The organism is Mesorhizobium sp. WSM4836 (assembly GCF_055811815.1).
The window spans coordinates 1-13268 of sequence record NZ_JBVVQF010000055.1; the positions used below are offsets into that span (position 1 = coordinate 1).

The 13268-nt window shown below is 60.8% G+C and carries 15 protein-coding genes; 12 read left to right on the plus strand and 3 right to left on the minus strand.

Translation table 11 applies throughout. The annotated features are described in order from the left end of the window. The 7 genes from ccoO to ccoS form a co-directional block, all read left to right on the plus strand. The coding region (ccoO, locus tag AC0L2P_RS31690; protein WP_473507163.1) for a cytochrome-c oxidase, cbb3-type subunit II at positions 1–525 on the plus strand (525 nt) is incomplete at its 5' end. Between the two features lie 11 nt (positions 526–536). Then, positions 537–686, plus strand: coding sequence for a cbb3-type cytochrome c oxidase subunit 3 (locus tag AC0L2P_RS31695; protein WP_292656579.1), 150 nt, complete (start codon positions 537–539; stop codon positions 684–686). Positions 687–688: 2 nt separating this feature from the next. Continuing rightward, positions 689–1552, plus strand: coding sequence for a cytochrome-c oxidase, cbb3-type subunit III (gene ccoP, locus AC0L2P_RS31700; RefSeq protein ID WP_473507164.1), 864 nt, complete (start codon positions 689–691; stop codon positions 1550–1552). Between the two features lie 216 nt (positions 1553–1768). After that, positions 1769–3328, plus strand: a complete 1560-nt coding sequence (gene ccoG, locus AC0L2P_RS31705) for a cytochrome c oxidase accessory protein CcoG (protein WP_473507165.1) — start codon at positions 1769–1771, stop codon at positions 3326–3328. Further along, positions 3325–3822: a FixH family protein gene (locus AC0L2P_RS31710; RefSeq protein ID WP_473507166.1), complete on the plus strand. Its 498-nt coding sequence runs from the start codon at positions 3325–3327 to the stop codon at positions 3820–3822. Before ccoG ends, AC0L2P_RS31710 begins: the two co-directional genes overlap by 4 nt. After that, a complete protein-coding gene (locus AC0L2P_RS31715) occupies positions 3819–6104 on the plus strand; it encodes a cation-translocating P-type ATPase (protein WP_473507167.1) in 2286 nt (761 codons plus the stop codon). Before AC0L2P_RS31710 ends, AC0L2P_RS31715 begins: the two co-directional genes overlap by 4 nt. Then, on the plus strand, positions 6101–6256 hold the full coding sequence (ccoS, locus tag AC0L2P_RS31720; protein WP_473507168.1) for a cbb3-type cytochrome oxidase assembly protein CcoS: 156 nt from the start codon (positions 6101–6103) through the stop codon (positions 6254–6256). Before AC0L2P_RS31715 ends, ccoS begins: the two co-directional genes overlap by 4 nt. 215 nt (positions 6257–6471) lie before the next feature. Here ccoS and AC0L2P_RS31725 read toward each other — a convergent pair whose 3' ends face one another. Beyond that, the gene (locus AC0L2P_RS31725) at positions 6472–6807 is read right to left on the minus strand and encodes a DUF6455 family protein (protein ID WP_473507169.1); all 336 of its coding nucleotides are present in this window, start codon (positions 6805–6807) and stop codon (positions 6472–6474) included. Positions 6808–6875: 68 nt separating this feature from the next. Continuing rightward, the gene (locus AC0L2P_RS31730; protein ID WP_473507170.1) at positions 6876–7688 is read right to left on the minus strand and encodes a universal stress protein; all 813 of its coding nucleotides are present in this window, start codon (positions 7686–7688) and stop codon (positions 6876–6878) included. A 274-nt stretch (positions 7689–7962) separates the two neighbouring features. On the opposite strand from AC0L2P_RS31730, the gene AC0L2P_RS31735 reads away from it, so the two are divergent. Further along, on the plus strand, positions 7963–9450 hold the full coding sequence (locus tag AC0L2P_RS31735; RefSeq protein WP_473507176.1) for a PAS domain S-box protein: 1488 nt from the start codon (positions 7963–7965) through the stop codon (positions 9448–9450). After that, complete coding sequence (gene fixJ / locus AC0L2P_RS31740) at positions 9440–10054, plus strand: response regulator FixJ (protein ID WP_473507171.1); 615 nt, start codon at positions 9440–9442, stop codon at positions 10052–10054. Before AC0L2P_RS31735 ends, fixJ begins: the two co-directional genes overlap by 11 nt. Here the strand turns inward: fixJ and AC0L2P_RS31745 are convergent. Continuing rightward, complete coding sequence (locus AC0L2P_RS31745) at positions 10051–10275, minus strand: hypothetical protein (protein ID WP_473507172.1); 225 nt, start codon at positions 10273–10275, stop codon at positions 10051–10053. The genes fixJ and AC0L2P_RS31745 overlap by 4 nt on opposite strands. A gap of 275 nt (positions 10276–10550) precedes the next feature. Between AC0L2P_RS31745 and AC0L2P_RS31750 the strand changes: the two genes are divergently transcribed. From AC0L2P_RS31750 to AC0L2P_RS31760, 3 genes are all read left to right on the plus strand, one after another. Beyond that, positions 10551–10997: a pyridoxamine 5'-phosphate oxidase family protein gene (locus AC0L2P_RS31750; protein WP_473507173.1), complete on the plus strand. Its 447-nt coding sequence runs from the start codon at positions 10551–10553 to the stop codon at positions 10995–10997. A 159-nt stretch (positions 10998–11156) separates the two neighbouring features. Further along, on the plus strand, positions 11157–11606 hold the full coding sequence (gene trxC / locus AC0L2P_RS31755) for a thioredoxin TrxC (protein WP_473507174.1): 450 nt from the start codon (positions 11157–11159) through the stop codon (positions 11604–11606). Between the two features lie 12 nt (positions 11607–11618). After that, the gene (locus AC0L2P_RS31760) at positions 11619–12896 is read left to right on the plus strand and encodes an MgtC/SapB family protein (protein ID WP_473507175.1); all 1278 of its coding nucleotides are present in this window, start codon (positions 11619–11621) and stop codon (positions 12894–12896) included. Positions 12897–13268: the final 372 nt, after the last annotated feature.

The following is a 13268-nucleotide window of genomic DNA, read 5'->3' on the forward strand; positions in this document are numbered from 1 at the left end:
CTCTGCCATAGCCAGATGATCAGGCCGTTCCGCGACGAAGTCGAGCGCTATGGGCATTACAGCCTGGCGGCCGAGTCGATGTACGACCACCCGTTCCAGTGGGGATCGAAACGCACCGGACCGGACCTCGCGCGGGTGGGCGACCGTTATTCGAACGGATGGCACGTCCAGCATCTCACCGACCCGCGCTCTGTCGTGCCGGAATCGATCATGCCCAGCTACGCATTCCTGAAAAATACACCGATCGAGGTGAAGGACTTCTCGACACATCTTGTCGCCAACAGGCGTGTCGGCGTCCCCTACTCCGATGACATGATTGCTAATGCCAATGCCGATCTCATGGCACAAGCGGATGCCAACGTCGACACGTCCGGCCTCGAAGCACGCTATCCGAAGGCCAAGCTCGGTGATTTCGACGGTAATCCGCAGCAGGTCACCGAAATGGATGCCCTTGTCGCTTACCTGCAAATGCTCGGCACGCTGGTCGACTTCAAAAACTATGACGAGGCCGCCGGCTACCGCTGAGGAAGATATCGATGAATTACAATCTGATGCGGGAATTTGCCGACAGCTGGGGCCTGCTCGCCATGGCGCTGTTCTTCGTCGGATGCATTGCCTTCGCGCTTCGCCCCGGCGGCCGCAGGCAAGCTGACGAAGCCGCCCGGATACCTCTCAAGGACGATTGACAATGAGCAACGAGCATATCGATGACGTCTCGGGCATTTCAACCACCGGCCATGAGTGGGATGGCATCCGGGAGCTCAACAATCCGCTTCCGCGCTGGTGGATCACGACCTTTTACATCACCATCTTCTGGGCGATCGGCTATACCATCGCCTATCCGGCATGGCCGATGCTGAGCTCCGCGACCAAAGGCGTAATCGGCTATTCAAGCCGAAATGATGTGAAGAACGAGCTCGCCGCAGCTGAAATCGCCAAGGGCAAGTATGTTGCGGCTGTACAGTCGAAAACTGTCCTGGAGATTGCCGCCGACGATGCGCTGCGTGAATTCGCGGGTGCCGCCGGCGGCGCCGCGTTCAAGGTCAATTGCGTGCAATGCCACGGCTCCGGCGCCCAAGGGTCCAGCGGCTTTCCCAATCTCAACGACGACGATTGGCTATGGGGCGGAAGTGCCGAGCAGATCCAGCAGACGATCACACACGGCATCCGCTTTGCATCGGACCCGGACACACGCCAATCCGAAATGCCGGCCTTTGGCGACATTATCACGGCTGACCAGATCAGGCAGGTCAGCGCCTATGTCACCAGCTTGTCAGGATCTGTTCAAGACGAAAGTCTGGTCGAGCCGGGTGCCAAGGTCTTCGCGGAGAATTGCGTGGCGTGTCATGGCGAAAATGCAAAAGGCAACAAGGAGTTTGGCGCGCCCGACCTGACCGATGCCATCTGGCTTTACGGATCCGGGGAAGCATCGATCGCTGCCCAGGTTCGCGCGCCCAGACAAGGCGTGATGCCGGCCTGGGGCGGTCGTCTTGGCGACACCAAAGTCAAGGAGCTCGCCGTCTACATCCATTCGCTTGGCGGTGGGGAATAGAGGGGGTTCTATTCCCGGCCCTCCGCCGGTCAAGCGACGAGGCCCGGCTTGCGCCGGGCCTCGATCGTATTTGCGGCATCGGCGATTGACTTGCATCAACGCGGCGCGGCCCATCATGCGGCAAAGCTTGGCTAGCACGCTGCATTCCGGACGCCGCCCACATCACAGATGTCCGGTTGCACGGCAAAATGATCGGCTGCGCGACTGGAGATATTCGTGCTGGACAACATACAGGTAGAGCGGCTTGAGGCAGAGGCGGTCAACTCGGCCAAAACCCGTCAGCCGCTCTATGCCGCACGCAAGAAGATCTTCCCTAAGCGCGCTTCAGGCAGCTTTCGTCGTTTCAAGTGGCTGGTGATGGCAATCACCCTGGGCATTTACTATCTGACGCCTTGGCTGCGTTGGGATCGGGGGCCGTTTGCCCCCGACCAGGCTGTGTTGATCGATCTCGCCAATCGCCGCTTTTACTTGTTTTTCATCGAGATTTGGCCGCAGGAATTCTACTATGTTGCCGGCCTGCTGGTCATGGCCGGCATCGGCCTGTTCCTGGTCACTTCCACGGTCGGCCGGGCCTGGTGCGGCTATACCTGCCCACAGACGGTATGGGTCGACCTGTTTCTGGTTGTCGAGCGCGCGATCGAGGGCGACCGCAACGCCCGCATGAAACTCGATGCCGGCCCCTGGGCCGCGCGCAAGCTTGTGCTGCGTCTATCCAAACACGTTATCTGGCTGATCATAGGCGCGGCAACGGGGGGTGCCTGGATCTTCTATTTCGCCGACGCGCCAACTCTGCTTCGAGAGGTCTTCACCGCGACCGCAGCGCCCATCGCCTATATCACCATCGCGGTGCTGACGGCGACCACCTACACGTTCGGCGGACTGATGCGCGAGCAGGTCTGCACCTATATGTGCCCATGGCCGCGCATCCAGGCGGCCATGCTCGACGAGAATTCGCTCACCGTAACGTACAATGATTGGCGCGGCGAGCCGCGTTCGCGCCACGCCAAGAAGGTGCTTGCCGCGGGGCAGCCGGTTGGAGACTGCGTCGATTGCAATGCCTGTGTCGCCGTCTGCCCGATGGGGATCGACATTCGCGACGGTCAGCAGCTTGAATGCATCACCTGCGCGCTCTGCATCGACGCTTGCGACGGCGTCATGGACAAGCTCGGCAAGGAGCGGGGACTGATCTCCTACGCGACATTGTCCGATTACAACGCCAACATGGCGGTAGCCACCGCAGGCGGTTCTTGCTCGGTGAACCCGTCGCTTGTGCGGACCGACGGCGGCGCTTTCTCCGACAGGTTGGCCCATTTCCATCTCCGCAAGATCTTCAGGCCGCGAACCTTCGTCTACATGGGCGCGTGGTCTGCGATCGGTCTTGCCCTGCTCTATTCGCTGCTGACTCGCGACCGGCTCGAGGTCAGCGTTCTGCACGACCGCAATCCGCAGTTCGTGACGCTGTCCGATGGCTCGATCCGCAATGGTTACACCGTCAAGCTGCTCAACATGATCCCCGAGCCAAGAACGGTTGTCGTCACCATGCAGGGCTTACAAGGCGCCGAAATGAACGTCGTCGGGATCGACCTGCCCGCAGATCGCTCATTTGCCATCGCCGTCGAACCAGACCGGTTGAAGATGCTGAAGGTTTTTGTCCGCCAGCCGGCTGAACAGCTCAAGGGCCAAGCGCAAACATTCAAGTTCCGGGTTGAAGACAAGGCAAGTTTCGAAGTCGACGAATACACCGCCACGTTCAACGCACCGGAGACTGTTAGATGAGCGTCAATATGCGAAGGCCCCGCGAATTTACCGGAAGGCATATGCTGTTTACCGTTCTCTGCTTTTTCGGCGTAATCGTTGGCGTGAATCTGACCATGGCGACGCTGGCCAGTACGAGCTGGACCGGTCTTGTCGTCGAAAACACCTACGTGGCGAGCCAGCAGTTCAACAAGAAGGCCAAGGAGGGGCGCGCGCAGGCCGCACTAGGCTGGACCGGCAAACTGACTGTCGCATGGGGCGAGGTCCGCTACAGCCTCAGCGATGCCGCCCGCAACCCCATTCCCCTGCATTCTGTGAAGGTTCTGTTTCGCCACCCCGCCTACGAGGCGGAGGACAAGTCCGTCACTCTGGCCTCTGCTACTGGCCAGGAATTTGCGGCGCAGCACACGCCGAGAGATGGCGTCTGGATCGTCGAAGTCGATGCCGATGCTGGTCTCTCCGAACCCTATCGCGATGTCCGTCGGATCATGATTTCTCAAGGAGCGCTGCAATGAGCTGCTGCGCGCCGGGCGCTGAAATGGCGCTGGCTCTCGATAGGGTCACACCTGTCTTGCCGTCGAACCAGGAAGTCAAATTGGCGAGCCGCTCGCTTGGCGATGATCTTCACCAGACCGATCTCTCAGTGCCGAGCGTTCACTGCGGCGCCTGCATACAGACGATCGAGACAGCACTCGAAAAGCTCGATCGCCTCGAAGACGCACGGGTCAACCTGTCGACGAGACGGGTTTCGATCCGCTGGCGTGGGAATGAGGCACCGCCATTCGTCGCTGCGCTTGAGCGGCTGGGCTACCCAGCGCATCTTTTCGTGCCCGAGGTTGATGAAAAAGACAAGACGCTTTCGGAACTGATCCGCGCCGTCGCGGTTGCCGGCTTTGCGGCGGGCAATATCATGCTGCTGTCGGTCTCGGTCTGGTCCGGCGCTGAAGGTGCGACCCGCGACCTGTTCCATTGGATCTCGGCGCTGATTGCCATCCCTGCCCTCGCCTTCGCCGGCGGCATTTACTTCCGCTCGGCATGGAACGCGTTGCGTCACGGCCGCATGAACATGGATGTGCCGATTGCCGTTGGGGTCTCGCTCGCCTACGCGATGAGCCTCTACGAAACCATCAACCACGGCGACCACGCTTACTTCGACGCGTCGGTGTCGCTGCTGTTCTTCCTGCTGATCGGCCGCACGCTTGATCACGTGATGCGGGAGCGTGCCCGGACCGCGGTGAACGGCCTGTCACGGCTGGCGGCGCGTGGCGCCATGGTGATGCGTCATGATGGCACGCGCGACTACCGGCCGGTTGGCGAGATAGAACCCGGCATGCAGTTGCTGATCACGGCGGGTGAGCGGATTCCGGTCGACGGCAAGATTATTCGAGGCTCCTCGGATCTCGACTGTTCGCTGGTTTCCGGTGAGAGCATTCCCAGAACCGTGTCGTCAGGAGAAGCCGTCCAGGCCGGCATCCTCAATCTCACCGGTCCACTGACGGTCGAGGCGACAGCCGCCGCAAAAGACTCTTTCCTGGCCGAGATGGTCCGCCTGATGGAAGCCGCCGAGGGCGGTCGCGCGCATTACCGCCGGATTGCCGACCGCGTTTCGGCGCTCTACGCTCCGGTGGTCCATCTGACCGCCTTCGTGACGTTCCTCGGCTGGATGATGGCCATCGGCGACTGGCACCGAGCGATGACGATCGCCATCGCTGTCCTCATCATCACGTGTCCCTGTGCGCTCGGCCTCGCCGTGCCGATCGTGCAGGTGGTCGCCGCGCGGCGTCTGTTCGAAAATGGCGTGATGGTCAAGGACGGTTCCGCCATGGAGAGGTTGGCGGCGATCGACATCGCGGTCTTCGACAAGACCGGCACGCTTACGCTCGGTGAGCCCCGGCTCGTCAATGCATCGTCGATCGATCCGACCATGCTGGCAATCGCAGCCGATATCGCCGCGCACTCCCGTCACCCGCTTTCAAACGCCATTGCCAAGTTTGCAGGTGTCGCGGGCCAGCCGGAACTCGAGGCTGTTAACGAGCATCCCGGATTCGGCATCGAAGCCACTGCCGGGGGCAGTATTTGGCGGCTGGGTAGGCGCGGATGGGCCGGATGGAAGGCCCGAACCGGCGGCGAAGGCAGCTACGGCGGAACTGTTCTGACCAAAGATGGGATCATTGTCGCCTGCTTCGCCTTCGAGGACGCGCTGCGTCCCGACGCCAGGGCGGCCATCGTGCAGTTAAATAACGCCCAGGTTTCCGCCCAAATGCTGTCGGGCGACACCGTGGCTGCCTGCGGCGAGGTCGCGGCGACGTTGGGCATCCATCACTTTGTTCCGGCGCTGCTTCCGTCGGGCAAGGTAGAGCATATCGAAACGCTGGCGAAGGACGGCCACAAGGTGCTGATGGTTGGCGACGGTCTCAACGACACCCCCGCGCTAGGCGCGGCACACGTCTCGATGGCTCCAGCGACGGCCGCCGACGTCGGCCGCAAAGCAGCGGATTTCGTGTTCCTGCGCGAAAGCCTTTTTGCCGTACCCCTTGCCCTAGACGTCTCGCGACAGGCCGGACGACTGATCCGGCAAAACATCGCCATAGCGATTATCTACAATGCCGTCGCCGTGCCGATCGCGATTTCGGGGCACGTCACACCGTTGATCGCCGCAATCGCCATGTCCGGCTCGTCGCTGCTTGTCATCGGAAATGCATTACGCCTGGCGTCCTTTGCGACGACGAACGCACCGGGGACGGCGGGCAGGCGCGGCCAACGGTCCGCCATCGGCGCATTGGCGCGATTGTCATGACGACGCTCGTCTATCTGATACCTGTAGCCCTGTTCCTCGGTGGTCTTGGGCTATCTGGGTTTCTGTGGGCTTTGAGGAGCGGGCAATATGAGGACCTCGACGGAGCGGCGGAGCGCATCCTCATCGACCGAGATGACAGACTGGAAAGCTGACTGGCTCCGGGGTGCCGGCATGATAGCGATGCCGCCGGCATTACCCGTTGAAACGGACGAAGATCAGCCCGCGGATGACGCATTGAAAAGGTGATCCTGGGCGCATCGCTGGCCGAGGTGCCGTGAGTGACAATCTCTCATGGTCTCGTCTTTGACTGTCATGAGGCGGCCAACGTAACGTCAGTGACGCGAACTGCTATTTGGTCGGGGCGCTCCTATCGCTGACCGGCCGCATGCTGCAGCCGTGCGATCAGGTCGCGATTGCGGCAATAGTCTGGCGGATCGTCGGCTTGCTGCTGCTCGTCGAGCCAGCTCGAGCATTCGTCCTGGTGCCCGCAGGCGCGGCACCGGTCCACAGCCCGATTGGTGACGGCTACATTGTCTGGAACGATCTTCAATTGTTTGTCGACGCCCAGCGTCCGCATCATGCGGCCCATCAAGGCGGTCCTGGCGTCAACTGAGATCAGGTAGTCGAGAAAAGTCATGTCGGTCACTCCCGTTTCTCGGCAGGTTATTGCCATGTCGGCGACCGCTGCATTGATCTCGGTCAACAGGACTCCCTCGGAACGATGAATCTGGCGTGAATTCCGCAAATGGCGGACTTGCGATGCGGCCGCGGTCAATACGACATGAGACGGTTGATGCTGCTCTCCTCGATCAGCGTGCGCGTGACGCCGCCGAACGCCCATTCGCGCAGGCGGCTGTGGCCATATGCGCCGGAGATGATGAGGTCGGCGTTGATCGAGCGTGCGAATGTCAACAGATGCTCGCCGTCAGCGTCGCCGGCGATCAGTTCGGTCCGCGCCATGATGCCGTGATGCTCAAGAAAGACCGCGACATCGGCGAGGCTGTCACGGATGCTGTCGCCGCGGTCGCTGTCGATTGTGGCGATGACGACGTCGTTGGCCTTGGCCAAGAAGGGCAACGCGTCGGTCAGCGCCCGTCGCGACTCCCTGGAGTCCTTCCAGGCGACCAGCACGGTTTTTGCCATGACATGTTCGATATGGCTTGCAGCGGCGAGTACTGGCCGGCCTATGCCGAGCACAAGGCTACCGATATCCACGGTGCGATAGACATCTTCTCCTTTGTCGCCACCAGTCACGATGAGGTCGGCCTCACGGGCCGAAACGCTGAGGAACCGCGTCGGGCTGCAGACAGCTTGCCCCCATTCGCTTGAGATCGAGGCAGGAACCAGCCTCTCGAAGTCGGCGCGCAGTTCGGCGAGCCGTTTTTCGATTTCGGTTCGCTGGATCTGCATGATCTCGCCTTCGTAGACCATACCGTCGCCAGTCGCGACCAGCGGCGGGACATCCGCAGCCGCGAGGCCGATAAGGTGAGCGCCGAAGCGCTCAGCAAGTTCAACCCCGAGGCTCACCATGGCCGCGGGGGGTGCATCGATGGCGAGGTTCACGATAATTGATTTATAGGACACTGGAGGCGCCTTTCGCTGGAGCAGTTGAATGCAGCATAAGGTGCATTGGCCTGCCGCGCCTTGATACGCGTCAAAGTGCATTTCCAGCCAGCTTGATCGCGACTATTTGGCATCATGGTTTTGCGTGTGCAGAAAGAGCGATGAATGATAACTAGACTGCGTTGCGGGTTCCCTGATCAAAGGACTTGATTTGGACGACAGACAAACACGTGACTTGTCGACCGACGTTCGCGGCCAGGGGCAGACCACGGCCGAACACGACCGGCTGGCGCAGATGTTCGAGCAAGCCCCCGGATTCATGACATTGATGCGTGAGCCGGGTCATGTCTATGAGTTGACCAATGCCGCTTATCAGCGCCTGATCGGCCAAAGGCAAGTGATAGGAAAGTCGGTACGCGAGGCCCTGCCCGAGCTTGAAGGCCAGAGTTTCTACGAACTGTTGGACCAGGTGTACGAAACGGGCGAACCCTACAGAGGTCAGGGCGTGAAGGTCGCCCTTCGCAACAGCCATGACGAGCCGGTCGAAGAGCGTATCCTCGATTTCGTCTATCAGCCCATCAAGGCCGACGACGGCCGCGTCACGGCTATTTTCGTCGAAGGCACCGATGTTAGCGAGCTCTCCTTTGCGAACGCCGCCCTGCGCTTGCGCGAAGATCATTTGCGTTCGATCCTGGCAACGGTGCCCGATGCAATGGTCGTCATCGACGAACAGGGCCTTATTCAATCCTTCAGCACGGCTGCCGAAACGTTGTTCGGTTACCAGTCGAGCGAAGTCATCGGTCAGAACGTTAATCTGCTGATGCCGTCGCCCTACCGCGAAGAGCATGACGCTTATCTGCACCGCTATCTATCGACCGGTGAGCGCCGAATCATCGGGCTCGGCCGCACCGTCACTGGAATGCGCAAGGATGACTCAACCTTTCCGATGGAACTTGCCGTCGGTGAAATGCACCCTGGGACCGGCCGCTTCTTTACCGGCTTCTGCCGGGACTTGACCGAACGCTACAAAGCGGAAGCAAGAATACAGGAGCAGCAGCAGGAGCTCCTCCATATGGCGCGGTTTACCGCGCTGGGCGAAATGGCTTCGACACTGGCGCATGAGATCAACCAGCCTCTCACGGCAATCACGAACTACCTTAAAGGCAGCCGGCGGCTTCTCGAAAAAAGCACGGAAGAGAACGCGCCGATGTTGAGGGAGGCCGTGGAAAAGGCAGCGGAACAGGCCTTGAGGGCCGGAGACGTCATTCGCCACCTTCGGGACTTCGTCGCAAGAGGCGAGAGCGAGCGCCAGGTCGAACGCCTTCCCGCACTGATCGAGGAAGCCTCGTCGCTCGCCCTGGTCGGTGCAAGAGAAATTGATGTCCGCGTCACCTACAAACTCGATCCGGCCGCCGAACTGGTCTTGACGGATCGCATCCAGATTCAGCAGGTCCTGCTCAATCTGATGCGCAACGCGATAGAAGCCATGCAAGGCGTGCCACGGCGTGAGTTGCAAGTCATGACCGTGGCCCGTGACGACGGGATGGCAGAGGTAAGCGTGATCGACACCGGCACTGGTCTCGCGCCGGAAGTCTCCGCCCAGCTTTTCCAGCCATTTGTCACCACCAAGAAACAGGGCATGGGCGTCGGCCTCTCTATTTGCCGTACCATCGTCGAGTCGCATGGTGGCCACATCTGGGCCGAGGCAATGCAGGCTGGAGGGACCGCGTTCCGGTTCACCTTGCGCAGCGTGGAGAAGGAAGAGGTCGCCAATGACCGGTAGCCATCTGGTGCACGTGGTCGACGACGACGTCGACGTTCGCAAATCGCTTGGTTTTCTCCTGGCGACGGCTAATTTCGCCGTGCGCCTGTACGAATCGGCGACAGCTTTTCTGGCCACGGCCACGAGCAATCTCGACGGCTGCATTGTGACCGATGTGCGCATGCCGGGCATTGACGGTATCGAGTTCCTGCGACAGCTCCGGACCCGCGGGCATACGCTTCCGGTCATCGTCATGACGGGTCATGCCGATGTGGCCCTCGCTGTTCAGGCGATGAAGGAAGGTGCCGCCGACTTCATCGAAAAGCCCTTTGACGACGAGGTGCTGATCGAAGCGATCCGCTCCGCTTTGGACAGTCGCAATCGGACGGAGGCGACCCACCCACAAAGCGTGGAAATCCGTGGTCGTCTGGCGGCCCTGTCGGAGCGGGAGCGACAAGTGCTGGACGGCCTTGTGTCTGGCCTCCCGAATAAGACGATTGCCTATGACCTCGGCATCAGTCCGCGCACGGTCGAGATCCATCGCGCCAATGTCATGAGCAAGATGGCCGCGAGCAGTCTGTCGCATCTCGTACGCATGGCTTTGGTTGTGGAGCCCAAACGTTAAGGCGATTCAGTAAGAGACCTGTGGTTGTTTGCCGGGATAGTATCCGGCACCCAGTCTCGCCAGTGGGTCGGATGAACGTCGATGCGTGCGCGGGTGGCGGCGTTCTTCCAGCCTTCCCGCTCCTTGACACAGGGAAAGACAAGCGCATGTTCGCCGTCCTCGTCGAGGACGGCGAGTTCCAGTTCACGATCGAACGGAGCGCTTGAGATCGGCTTCCACATCATCCCCTATGATGGGTGGGAGCAGCAGGCCCCGCCTTGATCTGGATCATTTTCCAAATCCCCACTCCGGCATGGACGGTGACAACTAACATGCACCGCCATGCGAGTTGCCGGCGGGCCCAGCCACGGTTGCCGATTCGTCTGTCGGCCGACCGACTGCTTGATCGTGATCAATGATCTCCCTGGCAACCGGTCTACAATCTGCGATGTCGGATATCAGAGTCGATGAAGCACCGGCGACACCGTGCAGTCACGAAAAACAGGAGATCGCGCCGATGCTGATCCGCACGCTTTCTGCGTTGGAATGTACAAAATTGCTGACGGCCAACCGGATCGGCCACTTGGCGTGCGCGAAGGATGGACAGCCCTACGTCGTGCCATTCTACTATGCCCACGCCGACAATCACCTTTATGCATTTTCCATGCCGGGCAAAAAGGTCGACTGGATGCGTGCCAATCCGCTGGTGTCCGTCCAGGTCGACGAACGCGGTCAAGGGCGGTCATGGAGAAGCGTGGTTGTCGATGGTGTCTATGAAGAACTGCCTGACCGGATCGGCTACAAGGTTCAGCGCGACCATGCGTGGTCGGTGTTGAGCAAGCACGTCGACTGGTGGGAGCCTGGCGCTCTGAAGCCGGTTACGCCTCCTGTCTCAGACAGCACTCCGCATGTTTTCTTCAGGATCATTATTGAGCAGGCGTCGGGTCGGGAAGCAAAGGAATAGCATCCTTTCCCTTCCGAACACCGCGGGCGTACAGCCGCCGTCGATTGTGCCGGGCAATCCGTTTTCACGCTAGATCGTCCAGAGCGCAAAAAACACTGGAAGTCCCAGCCAGCTTGGGGATAGGCATTCTCTGGCGCACGTATACCGGTGGTGGAGGCGATGGCGCAGGAAAATCTGGTGGTTTGCAGCAAATGCGGCGGGATCAATCGACTGCCGCCAGCGCGCGATGCCAAAAACGCAAAATGCGGAAAGTGCGGGAAAAAGCTGTTCTCAGGCCACCCCGAGGACGTCGACGCACGAACCTTCGATCGTCAGGTCAAGCGAGGCAGCCTTCCCGTTGTCGTGGATGTCTGGGCGCCATGGTGCGGCCCATGCAAGATGATGGCGCCCGCATATGAAGCCGCGGCAACCGAACTGGAGCCGCATGTTCGGCTGATCAAGCTCAACTCCGATAATGAGCAGGCCGTTTCAGCCAAGCTCGGCATTCGCGGCATCCCGACCGTGATCCTGTTCCATGGCGGACATGAGGTTGCGCGCACATCCGGCGCAATGACGGCGTGGCAGATCGTCAGGTGGATCCGCGACCACCTGCCGATGGCCGGCGCCTGAAGTCCTCAAATCGTGGATCCGCTGATCGCCCGGCTCGGACTTGCGCTGGCTATAGGCCTGCTCGTCGGATTGGAGCGCGGCTGGCGGGAACGGGACGCGCCCGATCGCAGCCGGACGGCGGGAATTCGAACCTACGGCATATCCGGTCTGCTCGGCGGCATTCTCGCAGCGCTGGCCGATGCGCTCGATGCAGTGTCCGTGCTGGTCGGTGGCTTCATCGCCTTTGCGGCAATCTTCGCCTGGTACAAGGCGCGTGAGGCAGCCCATGATGAGGATTTCAGTGTTACGGCGGTAGTAGCAGCCCTTTGCGTATTCACGCTCGGTGCATTGTCCGTCGCTGGCGATTACCGCGCCGCTTCGGCAGGAGGAGCAGCACTCGCGGCAATCCTTGCCAGTCGCGAAATCCTGCACGGCCTCCTGAAGCGGCTGACCTGGATCGAGGTTCGCTCGGCGTTGATCCTGGCGGTGATGAGCGCGATCGTCCTGCCCTTGCTGCCAAACCGGACGATGGATCCATGGGGCGGTTTCAATCCGTGGGAAATCTGGTTCCTGACGGTACTGATGGCGTCGATCTCGTTCGCTGGCTATGTCGCCGTTCGCGTCCTGGGGACCACCCGCGGCCTGCTCGTCAGCTCGCTCGCCGGCGCCATCGTCTCTTCCACCGCCGTAACCGTGGCGCTGGCCCGCAACGCGGTGTCGGCAAGCAATCCTCTGCCGCTCGCTGGCGCGGCGTCGCTGGCCGCCATGGTTTCTTTGCTACGCGTCTGCGCCGTGGTTCTGATCGTCGAGCCAAGCGTGTTCGCTTCGGTTGGCATTCCCGCAACTGCCGCGGCGCTCTCCTTCGCTGTTTGCGGAGCATTGCTGCTGGCTCGGGACAGCGGGGGTCGCAAAGGTGCCGCCATCGCGCGCAATCCCTTTGACCTAGGCCCGTTGCTGCTCTTCGCCCTGCTATTTGCGATCGTCGCGACCGCGAGCGCTGCATTGGCTGCTCAATTCGGCGGACGCGGCTTGCTGGCGAGTTCGGCGCTTGCGGGCACATTCGATGTTGATGTCTCGGTGCTCAGTGCCTTGCGCCTGGTCAAGCATTCGGTCCCTGTCGAGACCGTTGGCCAGGCGGTGCTCGCGGCACTGGCAGCAAACGCGGTCTGCCGCCTGTCGCTGGCCGCATTTGCCGGCCCGATCAGGTTCTGGTTGCCGCTCGCGGGTGCAACCCTCGTCGCCGGAATAGCCGGCTACGGCATGATGGTGCTGCCATCGACCTTGATAGCGCCGAGAACCGGCCTCTTTTGATGCCGATCAAGGGCCAAGCCGGACAGCGGCTCTATGAAACTCCGAAAGATAGACCGGAGCCGCGCCTAGGCTACGAAACTGTCAATCCCGGGATCATATGAACCTTTTGGTTCATTGATTGAGTGCTTCGCCAGTTTCGATGCAGAACAGGTCGGCATGCGCAGTCCCGAGAAAGCGAGCGCCGGGCCTTCACTGCTTCCCGGCCAAGCTCTAATGCATGGCGCAAAAGTGTGCAGCGGTTTTGCGACAACGACATGCATCAAAGCAAGAACCTAAAAGCGCGTCGCATGAGGCAGGTCGAACGCGACGCGCTTGTCTTATGACATTCATTGCCAAGAGGCGAGAATGAACCGCTGGGAGAGAGTAGCAGCT

Excerpts from the sequence above, each read along its gene's own strand:
- AC0L2P_RS31695 (WP_292656579.1), top strand. The coding sequence starts at position 537 with ATGAATTACAATCTGATGCGGGAATTTGCCGACAGCTGGGGCCTGCTC.
- ccoP (WP_473507164.1), top strand. The coding sequence starts at position 689 with ATGAGCAACGAGCATATCGATGACGTCTCGGGCATTTCAACCACCGGC.
- AC0L2P_RS31710 (WP_473507166.1), top strand. The coding sequence starts at position 3,325 with ATGAGCGTCAATATGCGAAGGCCCCGCGAATTTACCGGAAGGCATATG.
- AC0L2P_RS31715 (WP_473507167.1), top strand. The coding sequence starts at position 3,819 with ATGAGCTGCTGCGCGCCGGGCGCTGAAATGGCGCTGGCTCTCGATAGG.
- ccoS (WP_473507168.1), top strand. The coding sequence starts at position 6,101 with ATGACGACGCTCGTCTATCTGATACCTGTAGCCCTGTTCCTCGGTGGT.
- AC0L2P_RS31735 (WP_473507176.1), top strand. The coding sequence starts at position 7,963 with ATGTTCGAGCAAGCCCCCGGATTCATGACATTGATGCGTGAGCCGGGT.
- fixJ (WP_473507171.1), top strand. The coding sequence starts at position 9,440 with ATGACCGGTAGCCATCTGGTGCACGTGGTCGACGACGACGTCGACGTT.
- AC0L2P_RS31745 (WP_473507172.1), bottom strand. The coding sequence starts at position 10,275 with ATGTGGAAGCCGATCTCAAGCGCTCCGTTCGATCGTGAACTGGAACTC.
- AC0L2P_RS31750 (WP_473507173.1), top strand. The coding sequence starts at position 10,551 with ATGCTGATCCGCACGCTTTCTGCGTTGGAATGTACAAAATTGCTGACG.
- trxC (WP_473507174.1), top strand. The coding sequence starts at position 11,157 with ATGGCGCAGGAAAATCTGGTGGTTTGCAGCAAATGCGGCGGGATCAAT.